This window comes from Achromobacter sp. 01N37 (genome assembly GCF_056399725.1).
In genome coordinates, this window is sequence record NZ_JBFTRX010000010.1 from 165,829 (window position 1) to 189,730 (window position 23,902).

The window sequence follows — 23,902 nt, forward strand, 5'->3', positions numbered from 1 at the left end:
GTGTCAGACTGCAATTTGGAATTGCCCGCCGCATAGCGTGTCAGACTGCAATTTCAAAATGATATTGCAGTCTGACACCGCGATTCACATTTATTGTGGCGACCTCGCTGAAGCATCCTGCTAGCGCACGCCGTCACGGTGGGCGCGGCTTAGGGCTTTCACCATGAATGCGTGGGAGCAACGTTGTCCAGTCTTCGAAAAGCCGCCCTTGCCCCATAACCAGGCCCCGCCGGGTCGTGCTATCGATAAGACACCGATTCAATCCGATTGCGTCCCCGTTGCTTGGCGTAATACAGCGCGCGGTCACTGCGGCTGAGCGCCAGCTCTGCATCCTCGTCCTTCGTATGCAGCGCGGAAATGCCGATGCTGACCGTCAGCGGTATGTGCCGCCCGCCCGATGAGTACGGCGTATCGGCGATCTGGCGCTGTACGTTTCGGGCGAACAGGTGTGCGTGTTCGATGTCGGTATCGGGCAGCACGACGGCGAACTCCTCGCCGCCGATGCGCCCCACCAGATCGGTGTCGCGCAACTGGGCGCGCAGCATATTCGCAAAATGCTGGAGCACCCCATCGCCGATGGCGTGGCCCCAGGTGTCGTTGATGTGCTTGAAGTGGTCCAGGTCGCACATCAGCACCGCCGACCCCAGGCCGCCGTGGCCCTTGATACGCGTGAGTTCTGCGGCGATGCGCGACATGAAATGGCGCCGGTTGGGCAAGGTCGTCAGCGCGTCCGTGGCGGCGAGCTCGCGCAGTTCGAGTTCAGCGCGCTTGCGGTCGGTGATATCCGTGACGAACCCGTGCCACACCACGCCACTGTCGGCGTCCCGCCGCGGGCTGGCGTCGCCCTGCCGCCACCGCACGCCCTGCACCGGCAGGCAAACGCGAAACTCCATGTGCCAGGGCGTCAGCGCAGCGGCTGCTTTCTGCAACGACGCGCGATAGGCGGCCAGGTCTTCGGGGTGGATGCGCTGTTCGATCGCGGTGGTGCTGGCGCGCACATCGTCGGCGGTGAGTTCGAACATGTCCCAGATGCCAGCGCTGACATACGAAAACAACGAGCCGCCCTCGGGCGCCGACCAACACTGGAAGACCAGGCCAGGTACGGCGTCGGTGAGGTTGACGACAAGGTCGGCCGTCTGTTTAAGCCGCTCGGACATGGCGCGCACCGCGCTGATGTCGGTGGTGGTGCCCATCATCCGCAGCGCCTTGCCCGCGTTGTCCCGGCTGATCACCTTGCCGCGGCTGCAAATCCACTTGTAGCTGCCGTCTTTGCAACGGATACGGTGCTCAACTTCGTAGCTGTCGGTCTTGCCGTCGAAATGGTCCTGCATGACGGCGCGCACGTAGTTCAGGTCGTCAGGGTGCAGGCGGGTGTAGGCGTCTTCGATGCGCGTCGTCAGCTCCGATTCAGAATAGCCAAGCAAGGCCTTCCAGCCGGGCGAATAGGTGATTTCACCTGTCACCACATTGCGATCCCAGACGCCCGTGCCGCTGCCCGCGATGGCCAGCGACAGCTTTCGGGCCTCTTCGCGCCAGGGGTCTTCGCCCTCGCGCTCGCCCGACAGCGCATGGCGCTGTTCGATCGCCGTGGCCGCCAAGCCAGCCAGGTCTTTCAAGGCCTGGCTGTCTTCATCCGTAACGTCGCGCGCTTGCCCGTGCAGCAGTCGCAAACCGCCAAGCAGGCGCCCATCGGCGGCGCGCACCGGGCATTCGATGGACCAGGGTTGGGAGTCCGCGGGTGGCGTGCCGTCCACCGCCTGCCATGCAGCATCTGCATCGGTGCACGCAAGGATGGCCATGTCTACACTAAACAGCCGCCGGGCCAAGCGCGCCAACCGGGCTAGCGAGCCGTCAGGTTCACATTGCGCGCCGTCCGCGCGATCGCCAGGGGGTGGGGTTACATACGGATCACCGGTAACGGGCATTTCAGGGCCTGATCAATACGGCATTCACCGGTACCGCCGGGTTGCACGTGCCTGACATTTTGTCACGATCCGCACGGAAACAGCATCGTTTTGGAAGGTGTGGCCGCCACGCCGCACTTACGAGCGGAATGCGCTGCCCTTAGGCATAAGGCTTGCTGAGCAGAGCCTCAGCCACGGCCCCCGCGGGGGGACCCCATCTGGCCCACTCTGCAGTCATCGTCCTTCCGTTACGCGGAGGACCACTGCCGCGCGCAATACAACGTGCCGAAGGCAACATTCCAAAGGAGATCCGCGATGAGCGAAAAAACTGCATTGTTAGGCTTGGCCGTCCTGCTGGGCGTCTTTTCAAACGTGCCGGCCGCGTTGGCGCAGGGCGCGCCGCAGTCGGTAACTGAAGTCCGCGTGGATGTTGCGAAGGTGGACGCGGGATACCGCGCATCGAAGATGAGCGGCTCCACCGTCTACAACAGCAAGAAGGAAAAGATCGGCACCGTCGACGACCTGATCCTGGGGCCTCCGGATTGGGTGCCGTACGCCGTCCTGTCGGTCGGCGGCATACTCGGCGTGGGTAATCACCTGGTCACGGTGCCCTTGGCACAAATGCAGGTCGCCGACGATCAGTTGGTGCTGCCGGAGGCAACCAAGGACACGCTGAAGGCGCTGCCCGAGTTCAAGTACATGAAATAGGGCCAGCGGGCGGCTAGCGTTGGATCTTGAACCAGATGGAGTACATGGCTGGCAGGAATACCAACGTCAGAACGGTTCCCGCCAGCGTGCCGCCAATCAGCGTGTAAGCCAGCGTTCCCCAGAAGACGGAATGGGTCAGCGGAATAAACGCCAGAATGGCCGCCAGCGCCGTCAAGACAACCGGGCGCGCTCGCTGCACCGTCGCTTCGACGACCGCATGGAACGGGTCCAGGCCCTCTTGCTCGTTGTGGTGGATCTGTCCAATCAGGATCAAGGTGTTGCGCATCAGAATGCCTGACAGTGCCACCAAGCCGACCAGCGCGTTGATGCCGAAGGGCTGCTGAAAGAGAATCAACGTTGGCACCACGCCAATCAAGCCAAGCGGGCTGGTCAGAAACACCATGACCATTGCCGAGATCGACCGCACCTGAAAGATGATGATGATCAGGGTGATCGCAAGCATGATGGGAAATAGCGGCAGCATGGCTTTGGTCGCTTTGCCTGACTCTTCAATCGACCCGGCCTGATCAATGCGGTAGCCGCTTGGCAGTTTGTCCATGATGGGCTGTAGCTGCTGGGTGATGGCGGCGGACACATCCGGCGGTTGCAGGCCATCGGCAATATCGCCGCGCACGGTAATCGTAGGCGTGCGATCGCGGCGGCGCATGATCGGTTCTTCCATGCGCACATCCACCACGCCCACTTGCGACAGCGGGATGCGCTGCCCATTGGCGCCCGCCAAGGTGAAGTCCGCAATCTTGGCCGGTTCAAGCCGGATGCCGCCGGCAGCGCGAGCCACCACCTGCACCGAGCGGATGTCCTCACGGACTGCGGTGACCGTCACCCCGCTTAGCAAGAATTGCAGCTGCTGCGCCACCGCGCTGGACGTCAGGCCCAACGCCTGCAAACGATCTTGCTGCAAGGTGAAATGCATGGTCGGGGTGCGCGTGCCCCAATCAGCGTTCACGGTACGCATCATCGGGCTGGCCGCCAACACCTGCTGCACGTCAGCCGCAATGCCACGCAGCGTATTGACGTCATGACCGGTAACCCGATAGGCCACCGGGAATGGCGAATATGGACCGAATACGAGTTGAGTGACACGCACTCGGGCCTCGGATGCGAGCCCCCCCGCTATGGCCTGGCGCAAGCGCATCTTCAATGCGTCCCGCGCGTCTTGGCTATCTGTACGGATCACGATCTTGGCGAACGAGGGATCCGGCAGCTCCGGCCCCATGGCCAGATAGAAACGCGGCGCCCCCTGGCCGACGTAGGCGGTGACGATTTTCGATTCTTCCTGTTGGGCCAGCCACGCTTCCACCTTGGCGGTCGCGGCACTGGTCTGAGCGATGGATGTGCCATAGGGCATCTGCACTTCGACCAGCACTTCGGGGCGGTCAGAAATCGGGAAGAACTGCTTCTTCACCACGCCCATGCCAAGCACCGATAAAACGAAAAGGCCAACCACCGCCCCGGCGACCAGCCACTTGCGGGCGATGACGCGCGCAAGCACCCGACGAAAGCGGTTGTATCGCGGCGTGTTGTAGAGCGCATCGTGACCGCCCTGCACCTTTTTCATCTCGGGCAGCAGCTTGACCCCCAAGTACGGCGTGAACACCACCGCGACCACCCAGGATGCGATCAGCGCAATGCCGACGATCCAGAACATATTGCTGGTGTATTCCCCGGCGGTAGACGGCGCAAAACCATTGGGCATGAAGCCCACGGCAGTGACCAGCGTGCCAGACAGCATGGGCGCCGCGGTATGGCTCCACGCATAGGCCGAGGCCGCCAGTCGGCTGAAGCCCTCTTCCATTTTCACGACCATCATTTCAATGGCGATGATGGCGTCGTCCACGAGCAACCCAAGCGCCAGGATCAGTGAGCCCAACGTAATGCGGTCAAAATTCTTGCCCGTTGCCGCCATCACAATGAAGACGACCGCCAGCGTCAGCGGCACGGCGGCCGCAACGACGATCCCCACGCGCCACCCCATGCTGACAAAGCACACCAGCATCACCACGAGCAGCGCGGCGAAGAACTTGATCATGAATTCGTCGACCGCCGAACTGATGTTCACGGCTTGGTCTGTCACCTTCGAGAGGCTCATTCCCAACGGCATTTCGGCATTGATGGCGCCTACCTCACGGTCAAGCGCCTTGCCCAGATCCAATCCGTTCCAACCGTCGCGCATCACAATGCCCAACAGCAAGGCGGGTTCACCGCCGTTGCGAATCATGAACGTCGACGGGTCTTCATATCCGCGTTCGACGTTAGCGATATCCGACAGTTTCAGCGTGCGGCCATTGGCCATCACCGGCGTATCGCGGATCTTCTGCAGCTCGTCGAAGGCGCCATCAAGCCGAATGAATATCTGCGGGCCTTTGGTTTCCACCGAGCCCGCGGGCGTCAAGGCATTCTGGCTATTGAGCGCAGCAAACACATCTTGCGGACTGAGGCCCAGCGTGGCCAGCCGCTCATGCGAGAACTCGACATAGATGCGTTCGGCCTGCTCGCCAATGATGTTGACTTTCTTCACACCGGCCACGTGCAGCAGCCGCTGGCGCATCGTCTCGGCCTCGCGTACCAACATGCGTTGCGGCTCGCCCTTGGCCTTGAGCGCAAACAGCGCAAACGTGACGTCGGCATATTCATCGTTGACCATGGGGCCGATCACGCCTGGGGGTAGGCTGGCGGCCTCGTCCCCTACCTTCTTGCGGGCCTGATAGAACTGCTCCGGCACTTCCGATGGCGGCGTGCTGTCAAGCAGGGTTAGCGTCGTGAACGCCAGCCCAGGTCGGGTATAGGTTTCGGTGCGCTCATACCAGCGCAATTCCTGCATGCGCTTTTCGATCTTCTCGGCGACTTGATCCTGCATTTCTTGCGCGGTGGCGCCCGGCCAGGCCGTGACGATGGTCATCACCTTGACCGTAAACGCAGGGTCTTCGGCACGGCCCAGCTTGAAGAAAGAAATGAGCCCCGCCAGCGATATCAGGCAAATCAGAAACAGGGTGACAGAGCGTTCACGTACGGCGAGCGCGGATAAGTTGAAACGGCCTTCGCTCACGGACGCGCTCCCGCGGCGGCGGAAGTGGCCTGGCCCCCGACCCGCACCAATTCGCCTTCGCGCAACAGATGGGCGCCAAGCGCGACGATCTTGTCTCCCGGCTTGAGCTCCCCGGTCACCCGGGCGCTATCGTCCTCCAGCCGTTGAACCGTGACCGGCTGCCAGGTGACTTTGGCTGGCTCGCCTTTGATGACCCACACCCCCGGGCTGGCGCCCGCATCGAACAAGGAACCCATGGGCACCTGCACGGCGCTAAGCGCCGAGGAAGCGCCATTCGAGATCTGGATCGTGACGGTCGTTCCCAGCGGGGCGTTGGCGAGTGCCCCTTCAAGCACATATCGGGCTTCGAACGTGCGGGTCAGGCGGTCTGCGGCGTCAGAAAGTTGCCGAAGCGTCGTCGGCGCCGTCACCCCCTCCTTGCCAAAAAGCGTCGCTTGGCCGGTGGAGCCCACTTCGGGGCGCAGGGTTTCCGGCAACTGGACAATGGCTTCGCGGCTGCCTGCATGCGCCAAACGAACCACCACCTGCCCGGTACTGACCACCTGGCCAGGTTCAGCCAGCGTGTCGATGATGACGCCGTCCGCATCGGCCAACAGCTCCGTGTACCGCATCGCGTTGCGGGCGACTTCTGCCTGCGCCTGCGCCACCTTGAGCTGAGCGCTGGCGGAATCGGACGCGGCTTTGATCTGGTCGTAGGCAGAGGCCGATATGGCGCCCGTTCCCCGCAGATCGCGATAACGAAGTTCGTCCTGTGCGGTTTGCTGCGCGCGCGCCCGCGCCGCCGTCACGGCTTCTTGCTGCGCTTGTGCGGCCAGTTTCAAGTCGACAGGGTCAATGCGCATCAGCGGCTGACCCCGTTTGACGGTTTGACCCGTGTCGACCAGCCGTTCGAGCACCTTGCCCGAAACACGAAACCCCAAATCACTTTGCACCCGGGCCGCCACGGCCCCCGTGAACGAGCGCTCCACAGCCCCCGCCCCTTGAACGACGGCTACCCGTACTAACGGCGCTTCCGTGCGCGGATCGGTTTGAGAGGTGTCACCGCACGCGGCCAGCACAAGCGGCAACGAGCAGATGGCGGTGGAAATAGAAAGGCGCCGGAGCATGGGAGTCCCATCGACGAAATGAACAGGGCTCCCATTTTGGTTCTAGTGACCATATTAGTCAACGGTCACAATACAATTTTCTTACGGGGACAGGCTACGAAGGATCAGGCTGGACAGTTGAGCAGGCGCTTCATCGGTGTAGTCGAAGCTGTGCTGCAAGATCAGCGGATTGAGGTACGGCCGCATGACCAGGAAGATCGCCGTCGACGTTTCGTCCAGCGGCGTTTTGCGCTCGAAATCCCCAGACTGGCGCCCTTCCTGCAAGATGTCTTGAAGCAGCTTCCGGATGCGGTCTTCATAGGCGACGGCCGACTGCCAGTTCTCGGTGGCTGCGGACGCTGCAATCTCGTAGAGCTTGCGATCCCGGAAAAACAGCCGCAGGCTCGCCTCCACAATGGCTTTAAACATGCGGCGAAGCTTCTCGGGGGGCCGGTCGGCCTCTTCCACTGCCGCCCTGACCTCTGCCTCAATTTCGCGCAAGCAGTTGGCGCAAATCATCTCGCCAATGGCTTGCTTGGAAACGAAGAACTTATAGATGTAGGCCTTGGAAATGCCAATGGCCTTGGCAAGGTCGGATACGGTCGTTTTTTCATACCCGTACAGACTGAAATGCTCAGTGGCCGCCGTCACGATCTGATCGCGCACATCATGGTCCGCCGGGCCGCGGGGGGAAACGGGATAAGAGGTGGTCTTGTTCATGGGATGAAGCTTACCCCCCTGCTAAAAAGTCGACAACGAGTGACCGTTTAGTATTATAGTCACTCCTCTTTCGTTCCTTCTGCCTCAGAAGAAGTCCATGCTTCCTACTCGTTCGCTCGCCATTCTGACCACCGCCATCACCTTGGCGGGTTGTGCTGTCGGCCCCGACTACGTCCGGCCAGACACGTCCCTGCCTGCCGCGTACCTCGGTCAGCCTGCGGTGGACCAGCGGCACGCCGACGCCAGGGCCGACGTTGCCACTTGGTGGACGGCGTTCGGCGATCCCCAGCTGGCGCACTATGTCGAGCTGGCGTTGGATCAGAACCTGGACTTGGCGCAAGCGGCGGCCCGCGTCAGACAGGCGCGCGCGGGGCTCGGCGCGGCCAACGCCGCCCTTCTGCCCTCGGGCGGCGTCAGTGGCCAGGCTGCCAGAACCTACCAGTCAGTTGAAACGCCCCTCGGGCAAGTATTGAACTCCACGCCGGATTTTGACCGCTACGGCAATGCCTATGAGGCAAATCTCAATGCAAGCTGGGAGATCGATGTGTTCGGCGGGCTGCGCCGTGGACAAGAAGCGGCGCTGGCCGAATACCAGGCCTCGGAAGCCGCCGCCACCGCAACACGATTGGCCGTCGCCGCCCAGACGGCTGACATCTACATCAGCATCCGCGGGCTGCAAACCCGCATTGACGTGGCCCGTCGCCAGGTGCAAACGCAGGAAAAATTGCTTTCAACGATCAAGCTGCTTTACGGCAAGGGCTTGGCGGCGGAGCTTCAAGTTCAGCAAGCCGAGGGCGCTTTAGCTCAAGTTCAGGCATCCCTGCCGGTGCTTGACGACGGGTTGAACGCGGCCATGAACGCGCTCGACGTAATACTTGGAGCGGTACCCGGCACCCATCGCACGGAGTTGGCATCCGCACCAGGCATTCCCACGCCCCCGCAAATCGGCGCCATGGGTTCGCCCGGAGATTTGCTAAGACGCCGGCCTGACCTGATCGTGGCTGAACGCAGGCTGGCCGCGTCGAATGCTCGTATCGGTATCGCCATTGCCGAGTACTACCCCAAGTTTTCTCTCAGTGGATTGATCGGCAGCGCGACGTCCCTTTCGGGCGGCAACGTGTTCACCAGTGGCGCCAGCCAATCTGCCGGCGTCATGGGCTTGCGCTGGCGTCTTTTCGACTTCGGACGCATCAACGCACAGATCGAATTGGCCAAGGGGCAAGAAGCGGAAATGCTGGCTGCCTATCGGGTTGCCGTACTGCATGCGACCGAGGACGTGGAAAACGCCTTGTCGGCGCTGGTCAAACGCGAGGACCAAGCCAGCGTGCTTGCCCGTGGGGTGGATTCTCTGACGCGAGCGCGCACGGCTTCGTTTGCGGCGTACGAGAAAGGCGTGGTAAGCCTTATTGAAGTCCTTCAAGCCGACGACAGCTTGCTTCGCGCCTCCGATAATCGCGTTCAGGCGCAGACAGGCGCGGCGCGCGCGGCAGTCGCCGCATTCAAAGCGCTGGGCGGTGGTTGGGAGCCCTCTTCCGACGCGCGGCCACTTTAACGAGTCGTCGCTGAACGGCGTCATCGAACCGTCTGGTGCTCATGTCATAAAACATCCCCGCTGTGTACCATCCACCCCTGATCCATAGAACAGAGGTTGCAGTGGGAAACGATCTGGACAAACGCGTCGTCGTCATCGGTGCTGGCATCGTGGGCGCGTCACTGGCGTATCACTTGGCTCGTAAAGGCGCGACGGTCACCGTGGTTGAGGCGGACGGTGTCGCCTCAGGCGTAACCGGAACCTCGTTCGCATGGATCAACGCCACACACGGCGAAGCCGACCCCATCGCGCCATTGCGCGGTGCTGCCATTGCCGAATACCGTCGGCTCGAAACGCAGCTGCCTGACCTGAAAGTCCGATGGACAGGGGCTTTGTCCTACCGCGCGAGCTCCACAGAAGCGTTCCCGGGATCGGCTAACCCGGCTTCGAAAAATGGGGTGTCCCGGTCGCAGATTATCGACCTGGAGCCGAACCTCAAGCATCCTCCGGAATCTGCTTCGTACGCTGCCGGCGAAGGGGCGCTGGACGCGGTGCAAGCCACGCATGCGTTGATCGCAGGCGCCCAGGCGCATGGGGCCAAGGTTCTGACTCACACACGCGTACTCGGCTTTGCACACCACGATGCGGTGACGGGAGTAAACACCTCCAACGGCATCATCGAGGCCGATATCGTCGTACTGGCAGCCGGAACAGGCATCACGAAGCTGACCGAGATGCTTGAAGTGCCGCTTCCGATAGAAGCGTCTCCTGCGATTTTCATTCGCTATCAGTCACCCGGCAACCTTGTCCAAACCTTGATCTCCAACTCGGAAATGGAAGTCAGGCAAAGTTCAGACGGCGCGTTGCTGGCGGCGGAAGATTACGTGGACGACACCGTGGAAAACCAGCCCGCAGCGATCGCGCGACGAACGGCCAAGGCGATTCAGAACGAACTCCATGGCGTTGCTGACCTTGCTCCGGAAGTGGCCTGCGTGGGGTACAGACCCATACCTGCCGATGGCGTCCCTATCATTGGTTTTTTACCCAAAATCGCCGGCGTATACGTTTGCGCCATGCACCCCGGCGTTACGCTGGCGGCAATCGTGGGCCGTCTTGCCAGCGAGGAAATCCTGGAAGGCAAGCAATCACGCGCCCTTGAACCCTGCCGTCCCCATCGATTCTTCCAAGCGTAGGGACGCAGGCGTTCGTCCAAACGCGTCGGGTCCCCTGCCAGCACTTCGTGACGTCGGGCATCGCGTCACATGGCACGGCGTGGGTTCGAGGTGTAGTGCGATCACGCCGGTGCGGACGGATCAAATGGCTTGCACGCTCCGCATTCCAGCGGCATATCCCGATTGACAGCGCTTTAGAGAAGGTGAAAATAAGTCCGACTCAAGGGCGCGATAGTGCCTGCCTTTGAACTCCAGTACGTATGCCAAAGTAAACCCGTATGCCATGTGCGCCGCGCGGTTTGAAGCTTCGTGCGGTCGATTAAATTATCTTTCAGCGGAGAGTTGAAGATGACGACCAAACGAGCATTTTCTTCGGGTGCTGCTGCGCTTTTTATAGCCACAGCGGTTTTCTCTACACCCTCGATAGCGCAGGAACCGCGCAAACCAAACATCATTCTGATCGTATCGGACGACACGGGCTACGGTGACCTCGGCCCCTACGGTGGCGGTGTAGGACGCGGAATGCCAACTCCTAATATCGACCGGCTTGCCAAAGAGGGGATGACCTTCTTCTCGTTCTATGCGCAGCCCAGTTGCACGCCCGGGCGCGCTGCCATGCAAACCGGCCGCATCCCAAATCGCAGCGGCATGACGACGGTCGCGTTCCAAGGACAAGGCGGAGGCTTGCCTAAGGAGGAATGGACGTTGGCGTCAGTGCTGAAGACGGGCGGCTACAAGACCTTCTTCAGCGGAAAATGGCACCTGGGCGAAGCGGACTACTCGTTGCCAAACGCCCAAGGCTACGACGAGATGAAATACGCCGGCTTATACCATCTCAATGCCTATACCTATGCGGATCCAACTTGGTTCCCGGATATGGACCCTGAACTCCGCGCGATGTTCCAGAAGGTGACACGCGGCGCCCTGTCGGGCAACGCCGGTGAAACGGCGCGCGAGGAATTCAAGATCAATGGCCAGTACGTCGATACGCCCGTCGTGAACGGCAAGGAAGGCGTGGTTGGTATCCCCTTCTTCGACCGCTACGTTGAAAAGGCCTCGCTTGAGTATCTGGACCGCAACGCTAATTCCGAGCAGCCGTTCTTCATGAACATCAATTTCATGAAGGTCCACCAGCCAAATATGCCGGACCCCGACTACAAGGGTAAGTCGATGTCCAAGAGCAAGTATGCAGATTCGGTCGTAGAGCTGGATGCGCGGATCGGGCGGATCATGGACAAAGTTCGAGAGTTGGGCCTGGACAAGAACACATTGGTCTTCTACACCACCGACAACGGCGCGTGGCAGGACGTCTACCCCGATGCGGGCTACACCCCCTTCCGTGGTACCAAGGGCACTGTTCGCGAAGGTGGCAATCGCGTTCCCGCCATCGCCTGGATGCCGGGCAAGATCGCGCCCGCGTCGACGGACCACAGCATCTTGGGCGGCCTTGACTTGATGGCAACCTTCGCGTCGATGGCGGGCATCAAACTGCCCGTTAACGATCGGGCTGAAAAGCCTATTGTGTTCGATAGCTACGACATGTCGCCGGTGCTGTTCGGCACGGGCAAATCTGAACGGAAGTCGTGGTTCTATTTCACGGAAAACGAGTTGTCTCCGGGCGCCATTCGCGTTGGCAACTACAAGGCGGTATTCAATCTTCGAGGCGACGACGGCGTGAAAACGGGAGGCCTGGCCGTTGACACCAACCTGGGCTGGAAAGGCGCTGAGTCATATGTCGCGGCCGTTCCGCAGGTATTTGACTTGTGGGCGGACCCCCAAGAGCGCTACGACATCTTCATGAGCAATGTCACGGAACGCACATGGACAATCGTCTCGATGAACGCGGCCGCCGCCGACCTGATGAAGACGTATGTGAAGTACCCCCCGCGCAAGGCCCAAAGCGAGGTCTATGACGGGCCGATCACCCTCTCACAGTACGAGCGCTTCCAGCACATACGGGACGGTCTGGCCAAAGAAGGCTTCAGTCTGCCAATGCCGTCGGGGAACTAACGCGGCGTTTGCATTGCGTGGACCGGATCGGGCGGCCGCAGGCCATCTGATCCGCCGCGCAACCGGCGAACCCGGCCAAACCCAGCCGAGCGCTTCGACCCCGGCGACGGCATGGTTCCCCACGACGCACCTAAGCGCGTAACGCGCGGGGGGTTATGCCGGTGCAGTGACTTCTATTGCATCCGTTATCGCACCAGCGTTCAGGCGCTCAGGCGCTCAGGAAGCGAATGACTTCGTCCCAATCGTTGGTCGACAGGTCAACGTCCTCGTAGTCGCCAGCTTCCTCGTCGTAGCGCGAAACGCAGAAGCGCTGGCTACGGCCGGATTCGCGGTCAGCGTAGTTGGCGTAGTCAACAAACACTTTCAAACCGCGCTCCGCGTTCTCGAATGAAGGAGCCGCATCGATGTAGCTCGACGCGTCGACATACCCTTCGGGTATGGTCGGCAGGGTTGTGATGTCGTAGTCGGGAAATTCGCGACGCAGTCGGTCAAGGTTCATTAGGAAAGCATGTAAAGGCTGAAGACCCGACATTTTACGTTGCTCAGGGTCAGCCGCCACGGATGTTGACCCATGCGCAGGCGCAGGCTCCCGACGACTTGGGAAATTTCACCACTTTCAAGCGTTCCAGGATTTCGAGAAGGCTCAGGCAGCCAGGCAATCTTTCGTCCTATTGTGCAATCGCAAACTTTCATTACAAATTCGTTGCTTAATGTGTCATGAATTTTATACTCGGGTTTTCCCTTAGACGTAATACAAATTCATGCTCTCGCGCTTCACTATTGGCAATCTATCCATCGGAACCCGGCTGACGCTGGGATTTGGCGTCGTACTCGCGCTATTACTGGCGCTGACTGGCCTGTCTCAGTACGAGCTGACTCACATCGGCGGCATCAACCGGGCGATCACGCAAGAGACGTGGGCCAAAGCGAATGCCATCAACACCATTGATGTCACGACGCGCGCCAATGCGCGCACGAATCTCGAACTCATCGTCAACACGGACCCCCGCGCCACCGAACCGTTGCTGGCCCGCATCGACACGAATCGGAAAGTCATTGATCAGGCGCTTGCCACGATGCGGCCGTTGTTCGATACCGACGATGAACGCCAGAAGTTGCGGTTGTTGGAAGAGGTGCGCGGCCGCTATGTGAAGTCATTCCTGGGAGTGGGTGCACTGCTCAAGGGTGGTGAGCGCGATGCCGCTCGCCAGCGCTTGCTGGAAGAAACCCTGCCGATTCTGGACAGCCTGCAAGACCGCATTATCGAGATTTCCCGGATTCAATCTATCGAGATGGCGGACGCTGCCGCCGCCAGCCAGCAGGTCATCGAAGGCGCGGGTCGCATGAATCTGATGCTGTCGGGCCTGGCCGTCGTGCTGGGCGGATTTTTTGCGTGGAAGGTAAGCAAGTCGATTACCGTGCCGCTGGCTCAAGCCGTCACCGTGGCGGAAACCGTAGCGCGTGGCGACCTGGGCAAGCCCATCCACGCCAACACCCTGGATGAAACCGGCCGGCTGATGCGCGCGCTGCATGACATGCAGGAGAAGCTGGCCGGCGCTGTTCGGATTATTCGCGCGGGGTCAGAAACCATTTCCAGCGCTTCGGGGCAAATCGCAGCCGGAAACACAGACTTGTCCAGCCGGACGGAGGAGCAGGCCGCGTCGCTGGAAGAAACCGCAGCATCGATGGAAGAACTGGCGTCGACGGTCAAACAAAATGCTGACAACGCGCGTCAGGCCAATCAATTGGCGGCAAGTGCTTCCGAAATCGCCCAGCGGGGCGGCGCCGTCGTGTCGGCAGTGGTGAGCACGATGGGGGATATTTCTGCCAGTTCGCGCAAGATTTCCGAGATTGTTTCGGTCATTGATGGGATTGCATTCCAAACCAACATCCTGGCGCTGAACGCCGCCGTTGAAGCGGCCAGGGCGGGCGAACAGGGCAAGGGCTTTGCGGTCGTCGCGGGCGAGGTGCGGTCGTTGGCGCAACGCAGTGCGCAGGCCGCTCGCGAGGTCAAGGTGTTGATCGAAGCGTCCGTGGGCAAAGTGGCCGAGGGTGCGGAACACGCGGAAAACGCAGGCAGCACGATGCAGGAAGTGGTTGCTTCAGTGAAGCGTGTGACGGACATCATGGGCGAGATCGCTGCGGCATCCCAAGAACAAGCGAGCGGTATCGAGCAAGTTAACCGCGCCGTCTCGCAGATGGACGAGGTAACCCAGCAAAACGCCGCGCTGGTTGAAGAGGCCGCCGCGGCGGCGGGTTCCATGCAGGATCAAGCCCATGCATTGGTGAAAGCGGTTGGGGTTTTCCGGTTGAGCGAGGACGCCACACGTCGCGATGATGCGACCATGCCGCGCGAGCGAGGCGCGCTGATGTTGACCTGATCATCCGGCTCAATGGCGCTGAGGCGTGCATTCCAGGCGTGCATTCAGACTGCAATTACAAGCGGGCATGCGGCGTGCACTCAGACTGCATTTACACAATGGCGCAGAGGCGTGCATTCAGACTGCAATTCAACGGTGATATTGCAGTCTGAATGCCATAATTATTATCTCTCCCCTTCGCCGGCGACGCCCTCACCTTCACATGCGACCACGTTTTCTGAACGCCTTACTGATTGCCCTGATCGCCAACGTCAGTCTCCCCGTCGCTCCAACGCAAGCCCAAACCCGGCCGCCGCCCAAAGTGCAGCCGGGCGAAGGCCGGCCCTACGAGATCGCCGATAGTGAAGTATGGGACGTGCCCGACCCGGTGTCGGGCCGCGGCTACCAGGTGTTTGTGGCGTTGCCGCCGTCGTATGCGAAATCGCCGCAACGGCGCTACCCGGTGCTGTATGTGACCGATGCCGACTATGCGTTCCCGATCATCCGGCAGTTGGCGCGCCGCCTGAACGTTGAAGGGCCACGCATTGAGGAATTCATTCTTGTCGGCCTGTCTTATGCAAAGGGTGAGGACGGCGGGGTCAGCCGACAACGTGACTACACCCCAACCCCGAACGGCCCAAGCACCGCGCCTGCCAATGCCGTCCATGGCCAAGCGCGCGCCTATCAAGACTATCTGCGCGATCAGGTAAAGCCCTTCGTCACTGAGCGATATCGCACCGATCCGGCCAACGCCATTTTCTACGGCCATTCCTACGGCGCCCTGCTTGCCACACAGATCCTTTTCACCGAGCCCGGCCTGTTCAACAGCTATATTCTTGGCAGTCCGTCTCTTTGGTATGACAAGCGGCACGCTTTGAAGCTTGAGGCGCGCTACGCCAAGCAGCATCAGGACCTGGCGGCGAATATCTATCTGTATGTCGGCGAGTATGAGGCGCTGCGCAAAGGGGACAAGCGCTACAACCAAACCGTAGATATGGTCGCCGACAACCTGGCGCTTGAGAAGGCGTTGCAGACCCGGCGGTATCCCAGCTTGAAGCTGAAGTCAGAGGTCCTGAACAATGAAGACCATCTCACTGTCGCGCCGCGTGGCTTCATGCAAGGTCTGACGTATCTGCTGCCGGTGCGCTAACCCGTCATTCGTTTTTCCGCTCTTTTGCGCTTGCTTCAAAATCATGGGCCAAGCGCATGAGCTCTTGCTTGTAGTCTTCCAGGCTGCCGCGGTAGGCATCCAGATAAAGATCCCGCCGCGCCTTGTCCATCGCTTCAGACGTTGCGGCCTGCCGGACGAAATTCGCCAGCTGCTGCCTCACCGGCTCGGGAATGCCGGTGCGCACGGCCACGCTGTAGCTGCTGTGAAACACCATGTCGGGCACGCCGAGTTCGGCGAACGTTTTGACGCCGGGCAGATGGCTGGTGCTTCCCGGCCGGCCCGTGTAGGCCAGCACTTTCACATGCGGATTGTCCTTGACGCTCTGCGTGGTTCCAATCGTGGTGAAGTAGCCATCAATCTGGCCGCCAAGAATTGCCGTAAGCCCTTCCGCGCCGCCCTTGAACGGAATGGCGCGATACGTCGCGCCCAGCCCGGAAGCCAGTCTTGCCGCCAGCGTGGAATAGGTGCCCACGCCGAGATCGGCGGTGCCGATATCCAATTCCCGCTTCAAGCCCTTCAGGTCGTCAAGCCGGTTCCAGCCCCAGTCGGCGGGCACGATGAAGGCGTAGCTGCTCTGGGCTAGCGGCGCAAGAATTTCAAAGTCCGAGAACTCGTAGCCCGCGCCGGGCGTTGTGAACTTGGCGCTGTAGAAACCTTCGGCATGGACCAGCAAGGTGTACCCGTCGGCGGGCCGGCTTTTGACAGCCTGAATGCCAATGGCCGAACCGGCGCCGGGCCGGTTCTCGACCACCACGGTCTGCCCCATGATCGACCCCAACTGTTGGGCGAATGCGCGCGAAATTGCATCGGTGGCGGCGCCTGGGGGATACGGAACGACGAGCCGGATGGGTTTCGACGGATAGTTCGTTTCGGCGGCAGCGGCAACCGGGAACAGTGCGCTCAATGCGCTGGCGAATGCGGCAATACCGAATGCTGCAACACCGAATCCTGCGCGACTGAATCCTGCGACTCCGAATGCAGCAACACCGAATCCTGCGCGACCGAATCCTGCAACACCGAATCCTGCACGACCAGAGCACGCGCGGCGGCGAATGGCGAATGGCATGTTTTGCTCTTTTTCAGTTGTCTCGCCGAAAGTGTATCGATCGCCCGCTCACCAATTCCCCCCACATCCTGAAGAAGTCTCCTGCAAAAAATGCAGCACACGGCAAGTGCCATTAGCCACGGCCGTATCCATGACTCTGTCGCTTCGTGCAGTTCTGATCTGCGGTTTCAGCTATAGGCAATCCGGTCACGCTACCTAGAATTTAGAGCTTCCTAATAATTCAAAAATTCTGGAGACAATGAAATGAACCCCTCATTTCTGACGCGGCGCGCCGTGCTGCTTGGCGGCGTGCTGATGGGCTTGGGTGTCAACGCCTTTGCCGCCCCCAGCAACTGGCCCGAGCGCCCTATTCGGCTTGTCGTCGCCGGATCGCCCGGCGCGGGCGGAGACATTTTTGCCCGCCTGATCTCCCCGTTCCTGTCCAAGGCCCTGAAGCAGCCGGTGGTTGTGGAATCGAAGCCGGGCGCGAACGGCATGATCGCGTGCGACACGGTGGCCAAGGCTGCGGCCGATGGCTACACGCTGCTGTTCGCGCCCTCGTCCGCCATCCTGCTGAACCCCGTTGTGCTGCCGTCGATACCCTACGACACGGAAAAGGATTTGCTCCCCATCGCTCAAGTCGGGGCGGCGGGGATTTTGCTGGTCGCCAACCCCAGCACCGGCTTCAAGAACCTGGCGGACATGGTCGCCTATGCCAAGGCCAACCCCGGCAAGCTCGCCTACGGGTCGTGGGGTACCGGCTCATCCGGCAACCTGGCCATGGAAGGCATCAAGGCCCATTACGGTCTGGACATGCCCCATATTCCCTACAAGCAATTGGTCACTGAAAGCACCGACCTGATCGCCAACACCATCAGCGTCGGCTTCATGGATATTGCTTCGCCGATTCCGTTCATGCGCAGCGGCAAGCTGGTTGCGCTGGGGCAGACGGGTTCCCGGCGCTGGCCCGCCACGATGGACGTGCCGACCCTGGCCGAGCAAGGCTACACCTTTGAAGCGGACGGCTGGTACGGCGTGTTTGCCCCGGCGGGAACGCCGCCCGAGATCATCGACCGGCTCAACGCCGAGATCTACCGCGCGCAGCACGCCCCAGACGTCCGCGAAAAAATTGAAGGCCAGAACATGATCGTGCCTGCAAACCTGTCGGCGCAAGAGTTCGCGTCTTCCATCAAGCGCGACGCCGTCATCTGGCAAGGGCTGGCAAACGTGGCTGACCTGAAGAACAAGTAGGCCTGCGCACACTCCGTTGCCCCCTCTTGTCATCAGGTAAAACGTATGGACATGCCCTACTCTGCTCCCCCTTTTTCTCACCACGCTTTGCAGGGCCGCGTGGCCGTGGTCACGGGCGCCACCGGCGGCATCGGGCTGGCCATATGCCAGCAGTTGCGCACGATGGGCGCAGCCGTGGCGCAGGTGGATATCAATGCGCCCGACACCACCCCCGACACGGATGGCGTGCTGAACGTGCGCTGCGATATCTCCAACCCCGACTCGGTTGCCGACATGGCCAGGCAGGTTCTCGTGCGCTTCGGCCGGTGCGACGTGCTTGTCAACAATGCGGCCATCAGCGCGGCGCCGGTCGGCCTGGAGGAATTTTCGATCGAGCTGTGGGACCGCATCTTCCGCGTCAATCTGCGCGGCGCCCTGCTGTGCGCGCAAGCCGTGTTTCCCTTGATGCGGGACCAACAGGCGGGCAGCATCATCAACGTGGCGTCGATATCGGCCCAGTCGCCAACCCGGCTCGGCGCCTACGGCACGACCAAGGCGGCGTTACAGGCCCTGACTCGCCAAATGGCCGTCGAATGGGGCCCGCGCGGCATCCGCGCCAACGCCATCAGCCCCGGGATGATCCGCACGCCGCTATCCGAACGGCACTACCGCGATGAATCCGTGCTGCAAAAGCGCGTTTCACGCATCCCCGCACGGCGTATCGGCCTTCCCGCAGACATCGCGCAAGCGGTAGCCTTTCTTGCCAGCGACGCGTCTCTATACGTTAACGGGCAAGACATCGTGGTGGACGGCGGCTTTCTCAAAGCGTCGCTCAGCAATCTATACGACGCGTAAAACGGGTAAGGGCTGATTCCAATCCAAACCCTGCTCTGGATGAATGCAGATCAGGCCGGTAAACTGCGCGATTATCTCGGCGCGGACGGGCTGGCTGAACGCGCACATCATCCTGAGAGCTACCCACCATGATTCGTCGTCTGGTCTTTGCTGCATCGCTGGCCGTGGCAGGCAGCGCTGCGGCTGCCCCCTCCTTCAACTGCGCCAAGGCGACGACTCCGGTCGAAAAATCCCTATGCGGCAATTTGGTCCTGGGCGACCAAGACGCGGCCATGGCGCAGCAATACAAGGCCGTGCGGGGCAAGCTTGACGCCGAGGCGGCCAAATCGCTAACGGCTGACCAGCGTTATTACCTGGGCGTGCGTGACGACATCTATGCCGAACCCTACACCGGAAGCACGCCGTTCAAAGAGATCAGCACCAGCATGCGGCATCGGCTGGATTTTCTGAAGTCGATCAATCCGCAGCCGCCAGCCGGCTTTGTCGGTTCGTGGAAAAACATCGAAGGTGAAATCAAGATCACGCAAGCCGCCGATGGCAAGCTGTTCGTGGAGGCCAACTCGTCGCGGCCCTACACCGGCCGCTGGGTCTGCGACCTGAGCGGCAACGCGGTGGCGTCCGGCGACACCCTGAAAGTCACCTATCAAGACGGCCCGCCCTGGGTCCTGTCGCTGAAGCGTCGTGGCGCCGTGCTGGTGACCACCGTAACGCCGCCCGCTGGTGTCGAAGAAGACGGTTTCGGCCCGCCCTTCTGCGGCATGAACGGCAGCCTGGCGCGCGACTGGTTCGCGGTGCACTGATCCCATCACCATCGGTCTGTGGGGGTTTCACATGTTTCAACTACGGCAACTGAAGATCTTCATCGCGGCAGTGGAAACGTTGAACTTCACCCAGGCCGCCAAACGGGTACACCTGTCGCAACCCAGCGTGACGGAGCAGATTCGGGCGCTGGAAGAAAGCGTCGGCCAGACGCTGTTCAACCGCCAGAACAACCGCCTGCAACTCACCCCGGCCGGACAGCAATTGGCCATTCGCGCGCGCGAGCTGCTTGCCCTGGCCGATGATGCCTTGCGCGAGGTGCGCGACGCCGTAGGCGACACCCCCGGCGCGATAAGAGTCGCCGCACCGCAGACCTTGTGCACCAGCGTGCTGGTGCCGCAACTGCTGCACTTTGCGGGCAGGTATCCCGACACGCAGGTCGCCGTGCAGGAACGAAACTCCATGGCGACGGCCCAGGCCGTGCTCGATGGAACGGCCGATCTGGGGCTGGTACACGGCTGGCCGGCGAACGACGCCAAGCTGCGCGTGGAAGTCATCGCGCGAGACCTGCCGGTGGTCGTGCTGCCCCCGGGCCATCCCCTCAGCCAGGCAGATGAAATCAGCCCAGAATCGCTTGCGGCCTTTCCGCTGATTGTCACGATGGAAGGCTGCCGGTATCGCGAATACCTGGAGGCCCTGTTGCAGGAAGCGCCCGTCAGGCCCAACATTCGCGGCGTTGCAGACAGCGTGCCCGCCTTGATGCAGATGGTGGCCGCGGGCCTTGGGGTGTCGATCTTGCCGCAGATGGCCATGGAGCCCGCCGCGACGGCGGCGCGCGTCGCGTGGCGGCCGTTGCTGACAAGCGGAGACGGCCTTCCCATCTGCCTGCTTACCGTGCAGCAAACGCCCGCGCGTCATGTAGCCGCGTTTATTGACATGATCCGGCTGGCGGCAACACGCTCAGACCAGCCGATGCCCGCCATCCACGTGCAGCACGGTGCCGGTCGTATAGCCGTTGCCAAGTAAGAAGACGATGGCGTCGGCGATATCGTCGCCCGTGCCGACTCTGCCCACCGGAAGCCGTTCGGCCATCGATGCCAAGAGCGTTTCACTGTCAGCGCCGGCCACGTCATTCCAGATCGGCGTACGGACCCACCCCGGCGATACGGCGTTGACCCGCAACGGCGCAAGCTCGATGGCCATTGCCCGCACCACCCCTTCCAGCGCGGCATTGATCGCCGCCACGGCAACGCCCTTCGGCCGGGGCCGGTAGGCGGCGATGCCCGACGTCAACGTCATGGAGCCGTGCGCGGGCATACGCGCGGCCCCATGTTTGGCCAGCAAGATCGGCGCGACGACCTTCGAGCGGATGGCGCGGTCCAGCGCGTCCAAGGACAATTCCGGCAGCAACTCGTACGCCCCGCGTATGTCGGCTGCGGTGCACACCACATGGTCCACGGGGCCGGATGCTTCAAAAAAACGCTGCACTTGCTCCTCGCTCGTCACATCCACTTGATGCAGGTGCGGGTCGCCAAACGCGCCTAACTGCTCGCGCGCCGCGTCAAGCTTGTCGCGCGACCGGCCCACGATCAGCACGTCGCAATGCCGGCGCAGCAACTGCGCGCTGACCGCCAGCCCCATGCCCGAGCTACCGCCCACGACCACAACGCGTTGTCCTGCAAGACTGTTGCCCATGCTCATTCCTTGAATAGGTGTTTGGAATGAGCGATGGTGGCGCGACGCCCTGCTGGGTGCCAGCAGGAATGTTCGATGGGGGTATCGGTGTTTCCGATGCGGCGCGCCTTGGCCCAAACGCCACCGACGAGGCCAAAGCGAAAAATGTCTCATTATTCATGCCGATCTGTCTCAGCCGGCCAATTCTTGCGCATCCTTCCCGGGGCCGCGGTGTAAATTCGGCAACGATTTCAATCACAAACGACATCGGGCAGCGCAGGTTTCTGGGGGTGAATCGGCCCGCGAGTTGACTGCCGGTATCACTGAATGCCATGCAGAATCCCGCCCCCTTGATCAAGCTTCGAAGCTTTTTGCACATGGCTCCCTACCTGGCGAGCCGGGGCGTTTCCCCGCTTGAGTTCTTCCAGCGCGTGGGTGTGTCGCCGAACATTTTCCAGACGCCCGATACCTGGTTTCCCCGCGCGATGTGCTTTCGCATTGCCAACGAGATGGCGGCTATTTCGCAGGACCCGTTCGCGGGAGCCCACGTGGGCCGCTTGATGGCGCTGCCTTCATTGGGCGCATGGGGGCATCTGGTGCTGCGCTCGGAAAATGTGGCGCAGGCATGCGCCCGGGCCGCGGCCAACTCAGAAATGCTGCATCAAGGCGGACACGTCCACATCGTCACCGAAGGCCGCAAGACCCGGCTGATTCACCAATTCACCGGGCAGCTGGAGGCAGATCCCCGCCAATTCATCTATGGAAGCCTGGCCGTGCTGCGCAAGGTGCCGCTCATGGCGGGTGAACCGTCCGCGATACGCGTGCATTTAAAGACGGCACGAACCCGGGGCGATGACGCGCTTGAAGCCGCCCTGGGCCCGAACATCGAAACCGGCGCCGAATACGACATGATCGAGTTCGACCGCGACCTGCTGGAGCGCCCGCTGAAGCATTTGACGGACGACGCACGAACGATCACGCAAGCGTTGCAATCGACGATCGCTACCGCAAGCCTGCTTGTCGACCGCATGTCGGACCAGGTTGAAATCAAGCTCGGATCGGTGGCCAAAGAGATCGGCACGTCTGCCCGGACGCTACAGCGGCGCCTGAAATCCACCGGCGTCGACTTCGAGGCATTGCGCGACGAGACGCGTCGCAGCGAGGCGCTGCGGTTGATTGCCCTGCGCAGATATTCGGCCACCGAAATCGCCTACATGGTCGGCTACAGCGACCCCGCCCACTTCACGCGCGCGTTCAAACGCTGGACGGGGAATACCCCAACACAATTTCGCGCCGCGGCCGCGTAACCTGTTCGGCGCAAGGTAGGGCGCGGGACTGCGCCCATGCCTATGCCCATGCCCAACGTATTCAGCGCCTTGATCCGCCATTGATTTTGGCATCGAAAGGCAAGCCAGCCACGCCGCCGTCCAGTAGAGTCCGGCGCATCCGACGCCGTGCCCTGCCGGCGCAACGTGCCGCGCTACGCACCCGAGACGCCAGCCGCCGCGCAATGGAACGGACTTACCTCAACAAGGATTCACATGCGTTATCTATCCGCGTCCAGCATCGCCACCCTGACGCTGGCCACCTTTGCAAACGTACACGCCCAGCCCGCCCCCGATGCGGCAGTGCCCGTGGGCGTCAATAATTTCGTCCGTGCCGAATCCGATCTCTACATGGGCAAGATGGTGGCCGACGGTGGCCTGGGCAAGTTTGTTCATAGCCGCGAACCGGTGCCCATTGACGCGCAGAACGTCATCCGCATGAACCGCGACACCTTGTACTCGTCGGCCGTGTTTGATCTGGATGCCGGGCCTGTCACGGTCCAGCTGCCGCAGGCCGGCCAGCGATTCATGTCGATGCAGGTCGTTGACGAGAACCACTATGTGCCCGCCGTGTATTACGGCGCCGGCAGCCATACGCTGACCAAAAAGGACATCGGCACGCGCTATGTGTTTGTGGCGATCCGCACGCTTGTCGATCCCACCGATCCCAAAGACCTGAAGCAGGTTCACCAGCTGCAAGACGCCATGAAGGTCACCCAGGCCAAGCCCGGCGAATTCGTGGTGCCGAAATGGGATCAGGCCAGCCAGAAAAAAATGCGCGACGCCCTGCTCGTTCTGGGTTCGACGCTTCCCGACTACAACCTGGCGTTTGGCACGAAAGACGCGGTGGACCCGATTCAGCATTTGCTCGGCACAGCCACGGGCTGGGGCGGCAATCCCAGCAAAGACGCCACCTACCTTAGCGGCGCGATTCCCCAAAATGATGGCAAGACCGTGTATCGGCTGCACGTGGGCCAGGTGCCGGTCAAGAGCTTCTGGTCGGTTAGCGTCTACAACGCGGACGGCTACTTCCAGAAGAATGCGTACGACGCCTATTCGATCAATAACCTGACTGCCAAGAAGAGCCAGGACGGTTCCATTACCATTCAGTTCGGCGGCTGCGATGGCAAAATCGCCAATTGCCTGCCCATCACGCCGGGTTGGAACTATACGGTCAGGCTGTATCAGCCGGACGCCAGCATCCTGAATGGTCAATGGCGCTTTCCGCAGCCGCAGGCCCAGCCGTAGCCGTCGGTTATCGTTGCACACCACGCGAAGCAAGGTAA

At 61.4% G+C, this 23,902-nt stretch carries 20 protein-coding genes; 12 read left to right on the forward strand and 8 right to left on the reverse strand.

Annotation, left to right across the window (positions count from 1 at the left end):
- Positions 1–239: 239 nt before the first annotated feature.
- On the reverse strand, positions 240–1,799 hold the full coding sequence (locus AC1DSJ_RS20865; protein WP_441372051.1) for a sensor domain-containing diguanylate cyclase: 1,560 nt from the start codon (positions 1,797–1,799) through the stop codon (positions 240–242).
- Between the two features lie 420 nt (positions 1,800–2,219).
- Here AC1DSJ_RS20865 and AC1DSJ_RS20870 point away from each other — a divergent pair, with 420 nt between their 5' ends.
- Positions 2,220–2,612: a PRC-barrel domain-containing protein gene (locus AC1DSJ_RS20870; protein ID WP_054428017.1), complete on the forward strand. Its 393-nt coding sequence runs from the start codon at positions 2,220–2,222 to the stop codon at positions 2,610–2,612.
- Between the two features lie 13 nt (positions 2,613–2,625).
- Here AC1DSJ_RS20870 and AC1DSJ_RS20875 read toward each other — a convergent pair whose 3' ends face one another.
- The 3 genes from AC1DSJ_RS20875 to AC1DSJ_RS20885 form a co-directional block, all read right to left on the reverse strand.
- On the reverse strand, positions 2,626–5,679 hold the full coding sequence (locus AC1DSJ_RS20875; protein ID WP_441372052.1) for an efflux RND transporter permease subunit: 3,054 nt from the start codon (positions 5,677–5,679) through the stop codon (positions 2,626–2,628).
- Positions 5,676–6,785: an efflux RND transporter periplasmic adaptor subunit gene (locus AC1DSJ_RS20880; RefSeq protein WP_427951208.1), complete on the reverse strand. Its 1,110-nt coding sequence runs from the start codon at positions 6,783–6,785 to the stop codon at positions 5,676–5,678. Before AC1DSJ_RS20880 ends, AC1DSJ_RS20875 begins: the two co-directional genes overlap by 4 nt.
- An 81-nt stretch (positions 6,786–6,866) precedes the next feature.
- The gene (locus AC1DSJ_RS20885; RefSeq protein WP_441372053.1) at positions 6,867–7,484 is read right to left on the reverse strand and encodes a TetR/AcrR family transcriptional regulator; all 618 of its coding nucleotides are present in this window, start codon (positions 7,482–7,484) and stop codon (positions 6,867–6,869) included.
- Positions 7,485–7,581: 97 nt separating this feature from the next.
- On the opposite strand from AC1DSJ_RS20885, the gene AC1DSJ_RS20890 reads away from it, so the two are divergent.
- The 3 genes from AC1DSJ_RS20890 (at position 7,582) to AC1DSJ_RS20900 (ending at position 12,197) form a co-directional block, all read left to right on the forward strand.
- On the forward strand, positions 7,582–9,036 hold the full coding sequence (locus tag AC1DSJ_RS20890; RefSeq protein WP_441372054.1) for an efflux transporter outer membrane subunit: 1,455 nt from the start codon (positions 7,582–7,584) through the stop codon (positions 9,034–9,036).
- A gap of 101 nt (positions 9,037–9,137) precedes the next feature.
- Positions 9,138–10,208: an NAD(P)/FAD-dependent oxidoreductase gene (locus AC1DSJ_RS20895; protein WP_441372055.1), complete on the forward strand. Its 1,071-nt coding sequence runs from the start codon at positions 9,138–9,140 to the stop codon at positions 10,206–10,208.
- A 327-nt stretch (positions 10,209–10,535) separates the two neighbouring features.
- The gene (locus AC1DSJ_RS20900; protein WP_441372056.1) at positions 10,536–12,197 is read left to right on the forward strand and encodes an arylsulfatase; all 1,662 of its coding nucleotides are present in this window, start codon (positions 10,536–10,538) and stop codon (positions 12,195–12,197) included.
- Between the two features lie 208 nt (positions 12,198–12,405).
- Here AC1DSJ_RS20900 and AC1DSJ_RS20905 read toward each other — a convergent pair whose 3' ends face one another.
- Positions 12,406–12,696 (reverse strand): hypothetical protein, encoded by a 291-nt coding sequence (locus AC1DSJ_RS20905; protein ID WP_054428022.1) that lies wholly within the window; start codon positions 12,694–12,696, stop codon positions 12,406–12,408.
- 262 nt (positions 12,697–12,958) lie between these two features.
- Here AC1DSJ_RS20905 and AC1DSJ_RS20910 point away from each other — a divergent pair, with 262 nt between their 5' ends.
- Positions 12,959–14,578 (forward strand): methyl-accepting chemotaxis protein, encoded by a 1,620-nt coding sequence (locus AC1DSJ_RS20910; protein WP_441372057.1) that lies wholly within the window; start codon positions 12,959–12,961, stop codon positions 14,576–14,578.
- Between the two features lie 301 nt (positions 14,579–14,879).
- Positions 14,880–15,707 (forward strand): alpha/beta hydrolase, encoded by an 828-nt coding sequence (locus AC1DSJ_RS20915; RefSeq protein ID WP_054428062.1) that lies wholly within the window; start codon positions 14,880–14,882, stop codon positions 15,705–15,707.
- Positions 15,708–15,711: 4 nt separating this feature from the next.
- Here AC1DSJ_RS20915 and AC1DSJ_RS20920 read toward each other — a convergent pair whose 3' ends face one another.
- Together AC1DSJ_RS20920 and AC1DSJ_RS20925 are read right to left on the reverse strand one after the other, a co-directional pair.
- Positions 15,712–16,632: a tripartite tricarboxylate transporter substrate binding protein gene (locus tag AC1DSJ_RS20920; RefSeq protein ID WP_441372059.1), complete on the reverse strand. Its 921-nt coding sequence runs from the start codon at positions 16,630–16,632 to the stop codon at positions 15,712–15,714.
- Complete coding sequence (locus AC1DSJ_RS20925; RefSeq protein WP_441372060.1) at positions 16,629–16,907, reverse strand: hypothetical protein; 279 nt, start codon at positions 16,905–16,907, stop codon at positions 16,629–16,631. The genes AC1DSJ_RS20920 and AC1DSJ_RS20925 overlap by 4 nt, the downstream gene beginning before the upstream one ends.
- 130 nt (positions 16,908–17,037) lie before the next feature.
- Here AC1DSJ_RS20925 and AC1DSJ_RS20930 point away from each other — a divergent pair, with 130 nt between their 5' ends.
- The 4 genes from AC1DSJ_RS20930 to AC1DSJ_RS20945 all read left to right on the forward strand — a co-directional run bounded on the left by AC1DSJ_RS20930 (position 17,038) and on the right by AC1DSJ_RS20945 (position 20,643).
- Positions 17,038–18,024: a Bug family tripartite tricarboxylate transporter substrate binding protein gene (locus tag AC1DSJ_RS20930; RefSeq protein ID WP_054428025.1), complete on the forward strand. Its 987-nt coding sequence runs from the start codon at positions 17,038–17,040 to the stop codon at positions 18,022–18,024.
- Positions 18,025–18,069: 45 nt separating this feature from the next.
- Positions 18,070–18,858 (forward strand): SDR family NAD(P)-dependent oxidoreductase, encoded by a 789-nt coding sequence (locus AC1DSJ_RS20935; RefSeq protein WP_441372061.1) that lies wholly within the window; start codon positions 18,070–18,072, stop codon positions 18,856–18,858.
- Between the two features lie 128 nt (positions 18,859–18,986).
- Positions 18,987–19,658, forward strand: a complete 672-nt coding sequence (locus AC1DSJ_RS20940) for a lysozyme inhibitor LprI family protein (RefSeq protein ID WP_342065714.1) — start codon at positions 18,987–18,989, stop codon at positions 19,656–19,658.
- Between the two features lie 31 nt (positions 19,659–19,689).
- Entirely contained in the window at positions 19,690–20,643 is a 954-nt protein-coding gene (locus AC1DSJ_RS20945) for a LysR family transcriptional regulator (protein ID WP_441372062.1), read from the forward strand.
- On the opposite strand, the gene AC1DSJ_RS20950 is transcribed toward AC1DSJ_RS20945, so the two are convergent.
- Complete coding sequence (locus AC1DSJ_RS20950) at positions 20,578–21,312, reverse strand: SDR family oxidoreductase (RefSeq protein ID WP_441372063.1); 735 nt, start codon at positions 21,310–21,312, stop codon at positions 20,578–20,580. The two genes, AC1DSJ_RS20945 and AC1DSJ_RS20950, sit on opposite strands and share 66 nt — an antisense overlap.
- A 356-nt stretch (positions 21,313–21,668) precedes the next feature.
- Between AC1DSJ_RS20950 and AC1DSJ_RS20955 the strand changes: the two genes are divergently transcribed.
- Together AC1DSJ_RS20955 and AC1DSJ_RS20960 are read left to right on the forward strand one after the other, a co-directional pair.
- A complete protein-coding gene (locus AC1DSJ_RS20955; RefSeq protein ID WP_254600394.1) occupies positions 21,669–22,598 on the forward strand; it encodes a helix-turn-helix transcriptional regulator in 930 nt (309 codons plus the stop codon).
- A 234-nt stretch (positions 22,599–22,832) separates the two neighbouring features.
- Complete coding sequence (locus tag AC1DSJ_RS20960; RefSeq protein ID WP_175168507.1) at positions 22,833–23,864, forward strand: DUF1254 domain-containing protein; 1,032 nt, start codon at positions 22,833–22,835, stop codon at positions 23,862–23,864.
- The last annotated feature ends 38 nt before the right edge of the window (positions 23,865–23,902 follow it).